This window comes from Tenacibaculum singaporense, assembly GCF_003867015.1.
GTDB lineage: Bacteria > Bacteroidota > Bacteroidia > Flavobacteriales > Flavobacteriaceae > Polaribacter > Polaribacter singaporensis.
This window is the reverse complement of sequence record NZ_CP032548.1, coordinates 935,001-952,089: the sequence shown is the minus strand read 5'-3', so window position 1 is coordinate 952,089 and position 17,089 is coordinate 935,001. Positions and strand designations below refer to the sequence as shown.

At 33.6% G+C, this 17,089-nt stretch carries 14 protein-coding genes (1 of these 14 running past the window's edge); 3 read left to right on the top strand and 11 right to left on the bottom strand.

The window, feature by feature from the left end:
- Positions 1-94: 94 nt before the first annotated feature.
- Positions 95-1,048 carry a hypothetical protein gene (locus D6T69_RS04380; protein WP_125066625.1) on the bottom strand — a complete coding sequence of 318 codons (954 nt, stop codon included), beginning with the start codon at positions 1,046-1,048 and terminating at the stop codon, positions 95-97.
- Positions 1,049-2,462: 1,414 nt separating this feature from the next.
- Between D6T69_RS04380 and D6T69_RS04375 the strand changes: the two genes are divergently transcribed.
- On the top strand, positions 2,463-3,434 hold the full coding sequence (locus D6T69_RS04375) for a hypothetical protein (protein WP_125066624.1): 972 nt from the start codon (positions 2,463-2,465) through the stop codon (positions 3,432-3,434).
- 338 nt (positions 3,435-3,772) lie between these two features.
- Here D6T69_RS04375 and D6T69_RS04370 read toward each other — a convergent pair whose 3' ends face one another.
- The 6 genes from D6T69_RS04370 to D6T69_RS04345 all read right to left on the bottom strand — a co-directional run bounded on the left by D6T69_RS04370 (position 3,773) and on the right by D6T69_RS04345 (position 9,815).
- Positions 3,773-4,612: a hypothetical protein gene (locus D6T69_RS04370; RefSeq protein ID WP_125066623.1), complete on the bottom strand. Its 840-nt coding sequence runs from the start codon at positions 4,610-4,612 to the stop codon at positions 3,773-3,775.
- A gap of 539 nt (positions 4,613-5,151) precedes the next feature.
- The gene (locus tag D6T69_RS04365) at positions 5,152-5,571 is read right to left on the bottom strand and encodes a hypothetical protein (protein ID WP_125066622.1); all 420 of its coding nucleotides are present in this window, start codon (positions 5,569-5,571) and stop codon (positions 5,152-5,154) included.
- A gap of 77 nt (positions 5,572-5,648) precedes the next feature.
- Complete coding sequence (locus D6T69_RS04360) at positions 5,649-6,056, bottom strand: hypothetical protein (RefSeq protein ID WP_125066621.1); 408 nt, start codon at positions 6,054-6,056, stop codon at positions 5,649-5,651.
- Positions 6,057-6,217: 161 nt separating this feature from the next.
- Positions 6,218-7,759, bottom strand: a complete 1,542-nt coding sequence (locus D6T69_RS04355; RefSeq protein ID WP_125066620.1) for an acyl-CoA carboxylase subunit beta — start codon at positions 7,757-7,759, stop codon at positions 6,218-6,220.
- A gap of 132 nt (positions 7,760-7,891) precedes the next feature.
- Positions 7,892-9,328: an acetyl-CoA carboxylase biotin carboxylase subunit gene (gene accC / locus D6T69_RS04350; RefSeq protein ID WP_125066619.1), complete on the bottom strand. Its 1,437-nt coding sequence runs from the start codon at positions 9,326-9,328 to the stop codon at positions 7,892-7,894.
- A 1-nt stretch (position 9,329) separates the two neighbouring features.
- Entirely contained in the window at positions 9,330-9,815 is a 486-nt protein-coding gene (locus D6T69_RS04345; RefSeq protein ID WP_125066618.1) for a biotin/lipoyl-containing protein, read from the bottom strand.
- A 478-nt stretch (positions 9,816-10,293) separates the two neighbouring features.
- Between D6T69_RS04345 and D6T69_RS04340 the strand changes: the two genes are divergently transcribed.
- Complete coding sequence (locus D6T69_RS04340) at positions 10,294-12,663, top strand: TonB-dependent receptor (RefSeq protein ID WP_125066617.1); 2,370 nt, start codon at positions 10,294-10,296, stop codon at positions 12,661-12,663.
- Between the two features lie 102 nt (positions 12,664-12,765).
- Positions 12,766-13,272: a hypothetical protein gene (locus D6T69_RS04335; RefSeq protein WP_125066616.1), complete on the top strand. Its 507-nt coding sequence runs from the start codon at positions 12,766-12,768 to the stop codon at positions 13,270-13,272.
- A 45-nt stretch (positions 13,273-13,317) separates the two neighbouring features.
- Here the strand turns inward: D6T69_RS04335 and D6T69_RS04330 are convergent, their stop codons facing one another.
- The 4 genes in view from D6T69_RS04330 to ruvB are tightly spaced (at most 11 nt apart) and all read right to left on the bottom strand, a layout consistent with a single transcriptional unit that may run on beyond the window.
- Positions 13,318-13,698, bottom strand: a complete 381-nt coding sequence (locus tag D6T69_RS04330) for a rhodanese-like domain-containing protein (RefSeq protein WP_164506684.1) — start codon at positions 13,696-13,698, stop codon at positions 13,318-13,320.
- Positions 13,699-13,703: 5 nt separating this feature from the next.
- Entirely contained in the window at positions 13,704-15,113 is a 1,410-nt protein-coding gene (locus D6T69_RS04325; RefSeq protein ID WP_125066614.1) for an MBL fold metallo-hydrolase, read from the bottom strand.
- Between the two features lie 11 nt (positions 15,114-15,124).
- Entirely contained in the window at positions 15,125-16,855 is a 1,731-nt protein-coding gene (locus D6T69_RS04320) for a SulP family inorganic anion transporter (RefSeq protein WP_125066613.1), read from the bottom strand.
- 4 nt (positions 16,856-16,859) lie between these two features.
- Positions 16,860-17,089 carry the end of a Holliday junction branch migration DNA helicase RuvB gene (gene ruvB, locus D6T69_RS04315; protein ID WP_125066612.1) on the bottom strand. The gene runs 793 nt beyond the window's last position, so the window shows 230 of its 1,023 coding nt (coding positions 794-1,023); its start codon lies beyond the right edge, outside the window; the stop codon is at positions 16,860-16,862.

The window sequence follows — 17,089 nt, the reverse complement described above, 5'->3', positions numbered from 1 at the left end:
ACTTTGCAAGTACGCTCTAAACTGCAAATCCGTGAAGTTTTTCAGTAGTAAGCGAGAACAAACAATTACTTATAGCCATTTTTGGTAATAGTTTTTATTCAATCATAAATTCTCTGTCCAGTTTTTTGGAAGAGCCAATTCTAATATATCCTTTAGTAATTAAATTGTAAATGAATATATCTTTCAAATAGTTTAAACTTTTCAAATCATTTATTCGATATAGCTTTTCGATATAGTACACAAGATTCACCCTGTATTTACTTCTTAAAAATCTCCATTTTATGAACTCTTCAATATCACTTTCTAAGAAATATTCAGTTTTAGAATAATAATGTTCTTTTTCTTTACGATTTTCTTGGTAGAATGATTTTATAACAGAAGATGACTTTAACTCTTCAGTAATTTTTTGAATTCTTTTAAATTTCCAATTTCTTGTTAGCAGTCTAAAAATCAGAAAAATTAATAAGCCGAATAAAATGTAATTCAAATATTGAATGCCAAAAGGAAATATTTCAGAAACAGATGTTTTTAGTGATGTAATTTGCGCTAGAATATTTACCACTAAAATCAACAAAGCTGAAATTCCTAAAACAAGAAAGTTCTTAGTTTTAGGTTGATAAACATTTATCAATTCCTTGTTAAGCTCTTCATTTTTTGCTTCATTTAATTTTTGAACTTCTTTTTTAAGAGTGTCAATTTGATGCTCTTTTGATTTTATTGTAGACTCTAATCTTTTGTTTTCACCTTCAAGTTCTATAATTCGACTTTTGTCGATAACTGTTTCATAGCTTTTTTCATAAATAGCAAGTTCATTCGGACTTTGTTCAAGTCTCAATCCATTCATATGAGTTTTTAGTTCAGAATACAATACATTTAAAGTCTTAAATTTTTCCGTCGCTTTTTCTTTAAGACCATCTTCAAATAAGTCAGGATGCGAATTCTTTCTCGCTGAATACAATTGTTTATGTAATTCAAAAACATCAATTTCTTTCGTAATATTTAATTCGGCTTTTACTTTAGAAATAATTGAAGTAGTTATTTCAGACATTCTCGGTTATTTATCTTGGTTGTGTTTAAATTATTGCTAACTCGTTATATACCAAACTTTAGTTCTTTTATCCCGATAAAAACATGGAATTTCATAAAGTTTAGCAATTTTTATACACTTTCAAATATATCAAAACCAACACTTTATTAAAAGTAAAGTTATCAACGAGTTACTGTTATTTGTTAATTAATTATAAAATGCAAGTTGCTCTTACAATTCTTGCGAACCTAATACAAAGTGTGTAAACATTCTTACGGAATCCCATAACCTCCCCTATTTAAGTTATAAAAGTTGTTTTTTAGAGTAGTAACGGTTTTTTATATTGCTGTTTGGGTCGCTGATACTACGGCATGCTCCTTTAATACCACGGCACGGGTTGCTGATATCGCGGCATGCTCCGTTAACATCACGGCACGGGTCGCTGATATCACGGCATGCTCCGTTAACACCACGGCACGGGTCGCTGATATCACGGCATGCTCCGTTAACACCACGGCACGGGTCGCTGATATCGCGGCATGCTCCGTTAACATCACGGCACGGGTCGCTGATATCACGGCATGCTCCGTTAACACCACGGCACGGGTCGCTGATATCACGGCATGCTCCGTTAACACCACGGCACGGGTCGCTGATATCGCGGCATGCTCCGTTAACATCACGGCATGGGTCGCTGATACTACGGCATGCTCCGTTGACACCACGGCATGGGTCGCTAATATTACGGCTATCCTCCCACTCTTAAATCTGTATGGATTCAATCCAACGCTCTCGGTCTACGTAGTAACGACTTAGATTTTATATGGAAAAATCTTATTCTAAGCTATTATTCTTTTTCCATTGATGAAAAAGAAACCGACTTTGGAGGTTCATGAATTCCTTTGAAAACCAATAAAAATTAATGAGCTAAACAAAAAATCTAGCCTTAACCATCCTGCACTCAAAAATAATCATCCACAAACCTAAATTAAAATAACTCGCTATCGCTCAAACAGATTTTAATTTTAACGTTTCTTGCGGTGTTATTTTTGGCTTGCCTGCTTATGACGGGGTCCTTTTTTAGTAGTCTCTTTAATCAAAGTATGCTGTTTCGAACTGACAGTACACAAAAAAAGTATTCGCAACTCTAGTATAAAAGATACACTTCTGATTGTCTGCCTGTTAAAAAAAAGCAAAAATTGACCATCACATTTGTTTTTTATACCCCAACACTATAATTTAGAAGTGATTAAGAAAAAGAAACTAACAAAATGCTATGATTGTATTGCTAAAACCATCTAATATTTTATGGGCTTTTAACTAGTGGCAAGGGGCTCTCCTGCTATTATAATCTTGTTGTTTCTACTAATTACCTTAGGGTAGCGTGTATTACGCATACCTAAAAACACACATGTAACTTAAATTAAATTTTAATATGGAAACAAGAAGAAAATTCAAAGGTTCAGATGCTTTTTTAGCTGAAAGCGCACGTACAATTTACAACCTATTTACGCAAGATTTGGAGCCTTTTACCGCTTTCAATGCCCGATTTACGAGCGAGTATGCGGCGGCTTTTTTACATCAGATTGATGCGGCAGATACGGTAGTTACCGATGTAAGTACCTTGGCAAAACAAGGAGTGGAAACACAAAAAGTGTTGATAGAAATGCAAAATGCTAGTCGTGTGTATAATCGTATTAAAAGTCATGCTATGTGGGCTTTTCCTGATAATCCTGCGGTATTAAAGGAGTTTACAACTGGCTATAGAGATGCGAGTAAGAATCAGCCTAAAATGTTGGTGTTTTTAGAAACCTTAGAAAAAGTGGTTACAAATTATTTAGATGATTTGACCGATGTAACGAAAGGCGGAATGCCTGCATCTATTGTGGAAGAGTTGGCTACAATTAAAGACGAATTAAAAAGCGCGAACACTCAGCAAGAGGTATATAAAAAACAACGTTTGGTTATTACTCAAGATCGTATTTCGGCATTGAACGATTGTTATACAACACTTGTTCAAATTATAAATACGGCTCAGTTAGTATTTGCCAATGAACCTGCAAAAAGAGCACAGTATAGCTATCGTCCAACTACAGGAAGCAGCTCTATTACTGATTTTGTGGGACAGGTAGCGCCTAATGAAACCAAGGTGATTACTCAGGTATCGTATGACAAGGAGAGTTTTATTGGTTTTGAAAACAGAGGGGAAACCACACTACAATTCGACATTAGTACCGACGAGGTTACCTTAAACGGCAATATGGTTGAATTGGAAAGTGGCGCTATTAACAATCAGCCAATGGAATGGTTACTAGCGGATGTTGCCAACGGTACTAAAGTGAATATTTTGGCGTATAATCCGTCTACTACCTCAACGGGAAGTTATTGGGTGAGTACGGATGTGTAAGAATAATTTTTTATAAAAAATAACAACGTCATTACAAAGGAGGCACGACTGAAGTAATCTGTTTATTTTGAATTATAAACTTAAAGATTACTGCGTTATCATTCGTAATGACGTTTTTTTTATGTGGTTGTGAATATTCATTTTAGTTCACGCACTCTTTATTTATTTTTAATAGGAGTTCATGAATCTTCGATTTCTTTACTTGTCCAAAGAAAACGAGCCAAAAGAAAAGACACTTTTATTAACTAACGTCATTACGAATCCCGATACTTCGGGGTGAAGTAATCCATACCTCGTGAACTAGATAACTACTTATGTTCTTATAATTTTTAACATAATTATTTAAATATCGAATATCCTATTCCCATTCCTAACCAAGGCTGATACTTAAACACCCAATTTTGACCTAACGAAGATACTGGGAAATCCATTCCTAAAAGAATACTTAACCCTAACTTACCATAACCATATTGATATCCTACTCCAGAGCTTATACTTAAAATATTATCTCCATCATTAATTCCATCAGTATTTTTCTCTGTTAGCTCTAATTTATTAAGTCCTAAAAATCCATAAAAATTTTGAGTGTTTGTCAATTTAGGTTCTCTTCCTTTCTTATAAGAATATTTTTCCCAACTTTTCCCATAAGTAACAGCTACATTAACATCAGTTTCAATATTATTTGTAAAACTTGACAAACTATCCGATTGACTAGTAAGGTATATTTTTAATGGAACTGTAATTGCGCTTACTTTCCATGACTTTCTCGTTATTTTCACTCCTTCAGTTACATCGATATACAATCTTCTTTCTTTTGTCCCATTATATTTTTTAAAATCGTCAGCAACATCCTCCCTAGGTAAAATAATAAGTTTATTTTCTTTCTGTTCTAAATCAACAAAAATTGATGAATAATTAAATTTTGGATTAATTTTTTTAAATGAAAAATTTTTATCAATATCTACATATCCCTTTGATTTTTTAGTAGCATTTTTACCATTAATAGTATATAAAACCTCTTCTTTATCTTCTCCCTCTTCTAAAACTATAGGAACCTTATCATTTTTAGAAGTTCCATCATTTTTTAAATAAATTCTGTAATTACCTTTTATTTCTTCTTGCGCAAATGTTTTAATACATAAAAAAACAACGAGAGTTATTAATATTTTAGTTTTCATATCTACTTGGTTTTAATTTTTTACAACTGGTTACATCAAAACAATTATATACTCTATTCAGATAATAAAACAACTTAATTGCTTTGATAATTCCTTATAAACCTAAAAAAACATCTTTACAAATAATTACGGAAATCCTCAAAACCAACTATTTAAGTCATTAGAGTTAGTTTTTTCATCATTAATGTAGTGTTAAACTGAGTAAAGAGTAGATTTATACTTAATAGTATTGTTCAGTAAACTACTGCCTTCATTTTCTTTGCTTGTCCAAAGAAAACGAACCAAAAGAAAGGACACTTTTACGAGGAATTTTTAAACCTTGTTTAAAAACGTCTGAAAAACGATGCGAGGCAAAGCCTCTGAATCTCATCAATTTTTCAGACTATTCTGCGTAAAAGGGCTTCGAAAAACTCCTTTATAAAATCGAACTTTTATTAGCTAACGTCATTACGAAGGAGGTACGACTGAAGTAATCTGTTTATTTCGAACTATAAACTTAAAGATTACTTCATTTCATTCGTAATGACGTTTTTTTGTAGTTACTTTTTAGAATATGTAGTAGCTACATTTTTCTCTGGTAAAGTTGTTGTAAAATCTAAACTATATTTTTCTCCTATCTTATAGTTAAGAACTCCATCTTTTTGAAAGGAATCTAATCTCTTTAATTTTTCTAATGGAGCATCTTCTGTCATTCTCATTATTTGATGACCATATTTTTCAATACGCCCATTATAAAAAACTAAACAACTATAAAGTGTTTCAGGCTTTGTACTTTTAAAAAACAAGAATTTTCGTTTTGGTTCATTTCTATATAAATAGACCGTTAAGTCATACATAAAATTCTCAATCCAATATATCTCTAATACAATAGTTCCTTCTATACAGTCTCTTTCAGCTTTTAAATAGTAGGATGTATCAGCATACCTTCTTTTATTTTCAGTAATTATTTTCCAATTCATAGTTATACTAACACCTTATATAAATGTAGTTATATAGTTTGAACACACATTTTAATAAATATAGTACTAGTAATGATTTATATATCAGTTAATTTAATTTTCCCTTTTGCTATCTTTTTAGTGATAGACCTAAAAATATTATTTCCTCCTTCTATCCATTTTCCATCAATAAAAATTACTCTAAAAAATCTAATCCTTTCGGTTGCATGTGGTATACTAATATCTAAGCAATCTCTTTCTTGAGGAGTATAATCAAAATCAAATGTTTTAATAGTACTATTTAATTGATTAATAACTTTTTCAATAGTAACTCCGTTACCTAAATCTTTCTTTGGCATTACCATTTTACCAATTAAAGATGAACTATTCCTACCTAAATATCGAGTTAAATTCCAGTTATAACCTTCTAAGAAATTAGTTTTTATAGAACTTTCTTCTTTCTCTAAACAGGTACAGAAAATTAAAATTTTTCCGTTTTTACACATTTTTTTATTTTTTTTAAATCTAAAAAAATATGTTTATACATCCTTAACCTTTTCCAAAAACCTCATCAATATAGCATTAAATCAAGTACAACCCAAGGCTTTATAAACCAAAAAGACGCTCCTAAAAAGAAGCGCCTCTTAAAAATGTTGATATGTATTGGTTACAACGGTATATTTCCGTGTTTTCTATTCGGTCTTTCTACTTTTTTACCTTCTAACATCGCAAAAGCTTTAATCAGTTTTCTACGCGTGTCTTGTGGTAAAATAACCTCATCTACAAACCCGCGTTCTGCTGCACGGTACGGATTTGCAAATTTATTTGCATACTCAGCTTCTTTCTCTGCTAGTTTTGCTTCGTGATCATCTGCTTCAGCAATTTCCTTTTTAAAGATAATTTCACTCGCTCCTTTCGCTCCCATTACCGCAATTTCTGCACTAGGCCATGCAAAGTTCATATCAGCACCAATATGTTTTGAGTTCATTACATCATACGCTCCACCATAAGCTTTACGGGTAATTACACTTACTCTTGGTACGGTAGCTTCGCTCAACGCATATAATAACTTTGCTCCGTTGGTAATAATAGCATTCCATTCTTGATCGGTTCCTGGTAAGAATCCTGGTACATCTACCAACACCAATAACGGAATATTAAAACAATCACAAAAACGGGTGAATCGTGCTGCTTTTTTAGAACTGTTTACATCCAAACATCCTGCTAAACTCATCGGTTGGTTGGCTACAATCCCAACACTTCTTCCTCCTAAACGTGCAAATCCGACCACGATATTATCGGCATAATCTTTATGAATTTCAAAAAACGAATCAGCATCAGCAATACCGTCAATTACAGCACGCATATCATACGGCTTATTGGCATTATCTGGAACGATGTTGGCTAGCTCTTCTCTAGTTTCATCGCCTAATTCAAACGGTAATTTTGCTGTAGTTTCTTGATTGTTCTGTGGCATATAACTCAACAATGTTTTGATATCCTCTAAACATTGTACATCGTTCGCTGCCGTTAAATGTGTTACTCCCGATTTGGTTGCATGCGTACTTGCTCCTCCTAACTCTTCTGAAGTTACTTCTTCATTAGTTACTGTTTTTACTACGTTAGGTCCTGTAACAAACATATAACTTGAATTTTCTACCATAACGGTAAAATCGGTCATCGCTGGTGAATATACTGCTCCACCTGCACAAGGTCCCATAATCGCTGAGATTTGTGGGATGACTCCTGATGCTTGTACGTTTCTGTAAAAAATATCGGCATAACCACCTAACGAACGTACTCCTTCTTGAATACGCGCTCCACCAGAATCGTTCAATCCGATTAATGGTGCTCCTACTTTTACCGCTAAATCCATAATCTTACAGATTTTTTCGGCATGTGTTTCCGATAATGAACCTCCAAATACCGTAAAGTCTTGTGCAAACACATATACTAAGCGTCCGTTTACAGTACCATATCCTGTTACCACTCCGTCACCATAAAACTTCTGATTTTCCATTCCGAAATCGGTCGTTCTATGGGTTACTAAAATACCTACCTCTTCAAAAGAACCTTCATCTAAGAAATAATCGATACGCTCACGAGCGGTTAATTTTCCTTTTTGATGATGACGGTCGATGCGTTGTTGTCCGCCTCCTAACTTTGCTTCGGTAAGTTTATGTTGTAATTCTTCTATTTTAGATTTCATCTATATTCTTTTTTTGGGCGTTTCCCAAGGGTCGGGCTTTCCGCTATATCTTTTGTTGGTTTTCGATACTTGCTCCGCAAACTCGAACTGACAACAAAAGGATGCCGCTGCAATCCCTAACGCAAATTGTTTTTAACAAGTTTTTAAAATACGTTGCTCTTTTAAATACTGCTGTAAAGCAACTTGTGCAGCAATCTTCGCTTCTTTTTCGTATCCTGCTTCTAACAACTCAGGTGTGTAATATTTCTTTACAAAATGAGTATCAAAATTCCCTGATGTGAAAGCCTCGTGTTCGCATACGAACTTTCCAAACGGCAACGTAGTTTCTATTCCTTTTACCTTATAATTACTAATCGCTTGTTTCATTAACTCAATAGCTTCTTCACGCGTATTTCCGTAGGTAATCAATTTAGAAATCATCGGATCGTAATAAATAGGAATTTCCATTCCTTCTTCAAAACCATCATCTACACGAATATTTTCTCCTTTCGGATGTTGGTAGGTTTCCAACACGCCAATACTCGGTGCAAAATTGTCTAACGGGTCTTCAGCGTACACTCGTAATTCTAACGCGTGTCCGTTAATTTGCAACTCTTCTTGTGAGAATGATAGCTCCTCTCCTCTTGCTATTTTTATTTGTTGTTCTACCAAGTCTACTCCCGTAATAAGCTCCGTAACTGGGTGCTCTACTTGTAAACGTGTATTCATTTCTAAAAAGTAGAAGTTTTTATTTTCATCTAATAAAAACTCTACGGTTCCAGCTCCTAAATAATCACATGCTTTCGCAACTCTTACGGCTGCTGCTCCCATCGCTTCTCTAATCTCTGGAGTCAACACACTCGATGGCGCTTCTTCTACTACTTTTTGGTGGCGACGTTGTACCGAACATTCGCGTTCAAATAAATGTACTACGTTTCCATGAGCATCTGCCAATACTTGGATTTCGATATGACGTGGTGATCCTACATATTTTTCTATAAATACAGAACCATCTCCAAAAGCTGATTCTGCTTCTGAAATTGCACGCTGCATTTGTTCTTTAATATCGGCTTCTTTTTCAACAACACGCATTCCTTTTCCTCCTCCACCTGCTGAAGCTTTGATTAAGATTGGATAGCCAATTTCATTTGCTACTTTCGATGCATACTCGACATCAGTCACTGCTTCGTCGATACCCGGAACCATTGGAATATCGTAGGCTTTTACTGCATCTTTTGCTGCCAATTTGCTTCCCATCACTTCAATAGCGTGTGTTTTTGGGCCTATAAATACAATTCCTGATTTTGCTACGGCTTCTCCAAAGGCTGCGTTTTCACTTAAAAATCCGTATCCTGGGTGAATTCCATCTACATGCAACTCCTTCGCTACTTCAATAATTTTATCTCCTAATAAATACGATTGGTTAGAAGGTGCAGGACCAATACATACTGCTTCGTCTGCAAAAGTTACGTGTGGTGAATTTCTATCTGCTTCTGAAAAAACCGCTACCGTTTTAATTCCCATCTTTTTTGCTGTACGCATTACACGTAACGCAATTTCTCCTCTATTTGCTACTAATATCTTTTTCATATTATTCCATTTCTATTAAAACCGTATTCTTTTCTACTTTGTCACCCGCCTGTATAGCTACCGATTTTACTACTCCATCTCTTGGTGCTTGTAAGGTATTCTCCATTTTCATGGCTTCTAACACTAAAATTCCATCACCTTCTTTTACTTCTTGACCAATTTCAACATCAACAGAAACAATTAACCCAGGCATTGGTGCCTTGATATCGTTTTCTTTTTTCTCTGTTGCTACTTCTAAACCTAATTCATCAATCAACATATCTAATTCATCAGCAATACTTACCTCATAAGTGTTTCCATTGATTTGAATGGTGTATGTTTTTTGATTGAAATTTGTTTGAAGTATGGTGGCTTGATACGATTGGTTCCCTTCAAGTACGTGGTAGTTATTTTTTGATTTTTCTACTATATCTAACGCTTCTATTTGCGCTTCAGTAAAGTCAAAATCATGCGTTTTATTAACGCTCGTTTTAAAAGATTTACTCATAAATATCTGATATTTTCACCACTAAAATATTAAAATTACGATGGAATACATGAGTTAAATCTATAAATTGGCTAGAATGTTTTTTTACTTACTTAATAACTCCTTATTCTTTTATAAATAAGCCTAGAAAAACCCGCTATTTATCACTCTTAATTCATATTTCATATTTACCTTTGCACCGTTCTCATAAAGGGGTGCCTTATTTGAATTACGAATTTTGATTATTAAAATAATTTGTAATTAATCATTTATAATTAAATTCAGGCTGAGATCATACCCAACGAACCTGGAACAGGTAATGCTGTTTAGGGAGGCGATAATCGCCATTTGGAAACCAATTATTACGAGAAATTTGTTTATTGATGAAAAGACTACTTCGTCGTAAACTCCTCGTAATGACAAGTTTTAATTATTCAATGTTTAACTAAAGAATAATTACCTCTTTTTATTCGATTTTGTTTTTTATAAAATGAGACCGATGTCTTTTCAAAAAAAAGCGAAAATAGTCGCTTTTTTACTCGTATTATTTACAACGTTAACAGCAAGTGCGCAAACATTTACTTTATCTGGAAAAGTAATTGATGCTAACAAAAAACCTTTGGTAGGTGCTACTGTAACTGTTGCAACTCTTAACAAGGGAACTGCTACCGATTTTAATGGTGATTTTACATTAAAGCTATCAAAAGGAACCTATGTTTTTAAAGTTTCACACGTTGGTTTTGAGCCACTTTTACAAGAGGTTGTTATTACCAAGAATCAGCAATTTACATTTCAGTTAACTTCTGATGAAGCTATTTTAGATGAAGTACTGGTTTCTGCCGTTCGTGTAAAAGCAGATGCACCTGTAACGCACTCTAACTTAAGCAAACAAGAAATTGAAAAACGTAATTTAGGGCAAGACATTCCTGTATTATTAAACTATTTACCATCGGTAACATCCTCATCTGATGCGGGTGCTGGTATTGGATACACTTATATTCGTGTACGTGGTTCGGATGCTTCTCGTGTGAATGTTACGATTAACGGAATTCCATACAACGATGCCGAGAGTCAGGGTACTTTTTGGGTAAATATGGGAGATTTTGCTTCGTCAACGCAAAGTTTACAATTACAGCGTGGTGTAGGAACTTCTACGAACGGTTCTGGAGCATTTGGAGCTAGTTTAAATATTTTAACCGATGCTGTTTCTGATGAAGCTAGTGGAGAAATTTCGAATGCTTTTGGTTCGTACGGAACAAGAAAGCACACCGTAAAGTTTACTACTGGAAAATTAAATAATGGATTTGAGTTCGCAGGACGTTTGTCTAACATTTATTCTGACGGATATGTTGACCGTGCCTTTACCGATTTAAAATCGTATTTCTTACAAGGTAGCTATACTGATGACAACACCTTGATTAAAGCTTTAGTTTTTGGAGGTAAAGAAAGAACCTACCAAGCTTGGTATGGATTAAGCGCTGAGGAATTACAAGAAAACCGTCGCCAAAACCCGTATACCTACGAAAATGAAACCGATAATTATTGGCAAGATCACTACCAATTACATTGGAATGAGCAATTATCAGAAAACTGGTCTACCAACATTGGTTTAAATTACACCAAAGGAGAAGGGTATTTTGAGCAATTTAAAGAAGATAGTGCTGTATCAAAATATGATGGTATTGTAGAGGCAACAGGAACTGACTGGTATGGTTCTCCTGCTACAGACTTAATTGTTCGTCGTTGGTTAGACAATGATTTTTATGTGGCTAATGCTAATGTAACTTATAAAACTGAAAAGTTCGAGTTAATCTCTGGTGCTTCTTATAGTAATTATACAGGAGATCATTTTGGAGAAGTTATTTGGGCTAAAGAATTTGCTGATGGAGCTAATATTAGAGATCGTTATTATTTTAGTGATGCTAAAAAGAACGACTTTAGTGTTTTTTCTAAGGCTACTTTTAATGTTTTTGATAACCTAAAAGCTTTTGTTGATGTACAAGGTAGGTTTATTGATTATCAAACTAACGGATTAACTTCTGATAGAAATCCTTTAAATATTGATACTTCGTTTAGCTTCTTTAATCCTAAATTAGGGGTTACTTATACCATCAATAAAGAAAACAGTATTTATGCATCGTATGCTCGTGCGAACAGAGAACCAAACCGTGATGATTTTCAAAACGGACAAAACGTGAAACATGAAACGTTAGATGATTTTGAATTGGGATGGCGTTTGCACAATAAAACAGTTCAGCTAAATACCAATATTTATTATATGTCGTACGACAATCAATTAATTCAAACTGGTGGACTGAATGATGTTGGAGAATATTTACGAGAAAATGTGAAAGACAGCTATCGTTTAGGAGTAGAAATTGATGCTAATATTAATGTTTCAGACAAGTTTAGCATTAACCAAAACCTTACGGTAAGTAGTAATAAAATCAAGAATTTTATGTTAGACCGTGATGGTGTTCAACGCAATATTGGTACGACTAATATTGCTTTTTCTCCAAATATTATTGCTGGAAATGCTTTGGTTTATAAGCCTACAAAAGGGGTGCAATTAGCTTTACTATCTAAATTTGTTGGTGAACAATATTTAAGTAATACTAATACAGAAGCCTCTAAGCTAGATAGCTATTACGTTAGTGATTTTAATATTAGTTATGAACTTGTAATGAATAAAATTTTTAAATCAATTGTATTTACTGGATTGATAAACAATCTTTTTGATAAAGAATATGTTGATAGAGGATATACCTATTTAAATACTTGGGATACTCCTGGAACTTCTTTTGAAGTACAAGGATACTATCCGCAAGCTACTAGAAACTTTTTAGTAGGTGCAACCTTAAAATTTTAAGTGGGAAAAAGCTAGAAAAACAAAAAACCGAGACAATTGTCTCGGTTTTTTTATAAAGCTTCTTTTACCTTTGACTATTTAATTAAAAACAATCAAATCACTATGAAACTGAAAGAAATCTTAATAATATTACTTTCTTTAACAAGCATCGGACTTGGGGTTTATTCTTTTAAATTAAATAAAGAAGTTTCTCTATTAATGGACTCTAAAAACTTCTCTTTCAAATGGATAAATAATTACGAAATCTTAACTAGTTGCTGGAAAGAGAACAATAAAATAGCTAATCAGTTCTTTGATGTAAACTTTGATTCCAATTATGAAATCGCTAGAGTTTATACTACTTATGGAAAAGTATATCAAACCTGTTTTGACAGGGATGAAAATGGCGTTTATGAAAAAACTGACTGTTATAATTCAGCTGGAGACAAAGTAGGTTATTCTCTCGATAATGATGAGGATGGAGTGCCAGAAGAATTCGTTTTAATTTATGATTCAAAAAAAGAATTAAAGTTTATTGATAGTAATTTTGATGGTAAATTTGAAAAAATCATAATAATTAATAATAACAACGAAACTGAATTATTAATCAAAACAATGTTTGAAGAATAAGCTAAGATGAATAAAAAATCCCGAGTATACTACTCGGGATTTTCTTTATTCTTTATTTTTCTCTGTCCATTCTAGGTAACCTCCTAAAACATTGTAGGTTTCATAACCTTTTTTTGCTAGGAGCTCGGTAGCTTTTTTACTTCTACCTCCTGAGCGACAATAAATATATACAGGTTGTGTTTTATCTAACTTTTCTGAAACTTTTCCTTCAAAGTCTTCACCTGTAATATCTATTTTAATTGGAGTTTTGATAACTCCTCCAGCCCACTCTTCAGGAGTTCTAACATCTAATAACTGTACGTTATCTTCATTTTCTAAAACTACTTGTAGGTTTTCTACCGTGATATCTTTTGCCTCATTGGTTTGTGGCTTACACGATACTACCACTGTTAAAAATAAACCTACTAAAAATATACCTCTCTTCATTATTCTTATTTTAAAGTTGATGGGCATACTGTTGCTGTTCTTGGAATATCAGTTTCTTTAATAGCCTTATATCCTCCAGCAACATCTATTATATTATGGAATCCTCTTGCTTTTAAAATAGACGCTGCAATTACCGAACGGTATCCACCAGCACAGTGTACATAGAAGTCTTCTTTTGTTGGAAATTCTTCAACATGTTCGTTTAAGAAGTCTAACGGTGTACTTGGTACATCTACAATATGCTCATTTGCGTATTCTCCTGGTTTTCTAACATCAAAAACAGGTGCTTCTTTTTTTATTGCTTCTGCTAAAATAGTTGCAGAAACAGAACGTAACGTATCTACTTCTTTTCCTGCTTCTTTCCAAGCTGCAAAGCTTCCATCTAAATATCCTAATACATTATCAAAACCAACACGAGATAAGCGTGTAATAGTAGTTTCTTCTTCTCCTTCTGGAGTAACTAATAAAATTGGTTGAGTAACATCTTTAATCAATGCCCCTACCCATGGAGCAAATGTTCCTCCTAAACCAATAAAAATTGATTGTGGAATAAATCCTTTAATAAATTCTGATTGATGACGTACATCTAAAATCAACGCATCTGTTTCGTTTGCTATTTTTTCAAAATCTGTTACTGATAGAGCTGTTGCTCCACTTTTGATAACTTCATCGATAGATTGATACCCTTCCTTATTCATTTTTACATTTAAAGGAAAATATTCAGGTGGAGGTAATAATCCGTCTGTTACTTCTTTAACAAACTCTTCTTTGGTCATATCTGCACGAAGTGCGTAATTAGTTTTCTTTTGATCGCCAATTGTACCTACTGTTTCTTTGCTTAAGTTTTTACCACAAGCCGATCCTGCTCCATGTGCTGGATATACAATTACATCATCTTCCAGCGTCATAATTTTTGTACGTAAACTATCGTACAATAATCCTGCTAATTCATCTTGCGTTAAGTTTGCTGCTTTTTGCGCTAAATCTGGGCGTCCAACATCACCTAAAAACAAGGTATCTCCACTAAAAACTGCATGATTTTTTCCGTCTTTATCTTTTAGTAAATACGAAGCACTTTCCATTGTATGTCCTGGAGTATGTAATACAGTAATTGTAATTTCTCCTAATGTAAATACTTCTCCATCTGTTGCTATACGAGCTTCATAATTTGTTTTTGCTGTTGGTCCGTATACAATTACTGCTCCTGTTTTTTCAGCTAGCGTAACATGACCACTTACAAAATCTGCATGGAAGTGAGTTTCGAAAATATATTTGATTTTAGCGCCATCTTTTTCAGCTCTGTTTATATAAGGATCAACTTCACGTAATGGATCTATAATTGCTACTTCTCCATTACTTTCAATATAATAGGCTCCTTGTGCTAAACAACCTGTATAAATTTGCTCTATTTTCATGATATTATATATTATTTATACGCTTGATGTATATACTGTGCGTATTTTTTCTGATTTTGATTATCTCCTGTTTTATAAAAATTTACGGCACCATTGGCACGCATAAAAAAGTGATCTAAACTTACAACATCTAATAAACCTCCTCTAAAAAAAGCATCTCTTACTGGTCCTTTAACTCCTGCAAAATAAAATTGGATATTGTGTTTGTTAAAGTAAACTATACGTTCTTTTAACATCTCTATTCCAGTACTATCAACTCTGTTGATACTCTCTGCATCTAATACAATCAATTTTAATGCCTTCCCCTTTTCTTCTGTCATTTCGTCCAATTTATCTCTAAAATAGTTTGAGTTGGCATAAAATAATTGTGCATCAAAACGAAATACTAAAATTTCATCATCTAAAATAACTTCCTTAAACCTGCTTTTATTACGATAGAAATCTGAATTTGGTACTTTTCCTAACTCCACTACATACGGTCTTGAGGTTCTAAAAATTAAAACAATTAATGATAAAACTACCCCGATTAAAATTCCGTATTCAATTCCGAAGAAAATAGTAGCTAAGAAAGTAGCTAAGAGTAGCCAGAAATCTAAATTATTTGCTTTCCATAACCTTCTTGCTTCTTTTACATTAATCAGGTTAAAAACTGCAACAATAATGATTGCTGATAAAATAGTTTTTGGTAAGTGATAGAAAACTGGGGTTAAAAAAAGTAAGGTAAACACTACCAAAATTGCGGAAACTATTGCAGAAACTCCTGTAGTTCCTCCCGATTCTGCATTAATTGCCGAACGAGAAAAACTTGATGCTGACGGATACGATTGAAATAATGATCCTACCATATTACTCAAACCTAAAGCTACTAACTCCTGATTGGGTCTTACTCTATACTCATCTTGCTTAGCTTCCAAGGTTTTTCCGATAGAAATAGTTTCTAAATACCCTACCATAACTAAGGTTGCTGCTATGGGCATTAATTCACGTATTAAAGCTACATCAATCACTGGCATTGAAAATTTAGGTAAACCTGATGGAATATCTTTTACAATGGCTACATCTGATAATTCTGTTCCAAAAAAACGGATACTTACTATACCCAATATAACAACGATTAACGCATTGGGTATTTTTCTATTAATTCTTCTAAAAATTATAATAATAGCACATGCTATTAAACCTATTATTGTTGTATTTGTTTTAAAATATTTAAGTCTGAAGAGAATATCTTCTAATAATACATGGATTTGATCACTTTGTACAAACTCTACTCCGAATAAGTTCCTAAATTGATTCAATCCAATAATTAAAGCTACTGCTGAGGTAAATCCTGTTATTACAGGTCTTGATAAAAAGTTTACGATAAACCCTAAGCGGAAAATTCCCATTAAAAACTGAATAGTACCTACAACCAGCGCGAGTAATATTGCTATAACTATATAGCTTTCAGACCCCGTTAATGCTAAGGTAGAAACCCCTGTTGCTACGATTAATGAATCCATTGCTACTGGACCAATTGCTACTTGACGTGATGTACCAAAGACTGCATACATCAGTTGAGGCATCAAGGCTGCATACAAGCCATAAATTGGTGGTAAGCCTGCTATCAGTGCATAAGCAATACCTTGTGGTATTAACACAATAGCAACGGTTATACCTGCAACTACATCACCTCTTAACTGTGATTTTTTATAGTTGGGTAACCATTCTAGTATCGGTATGAGTTTTTTTAGTAGATCCATTTATTTAAAAGAGCTCTCCTTGGCTAGTTCCTTTAATTCTTCCTAAATGTTTATATGCCAAATCGGTTACTTCTCTTCCTCTTGGCGTACGCATAATAAATCCTTGTTGTATTAAAAAGGGTTCATATACTTCTTCAATTGTTTCTGCATTTTCAGCAACTGCTGTTGCTAAAGTGGTTATCCCTACAGGTCCTCCTTTAAACTTATCAATAATGGTAGATAAAATTTTATTAT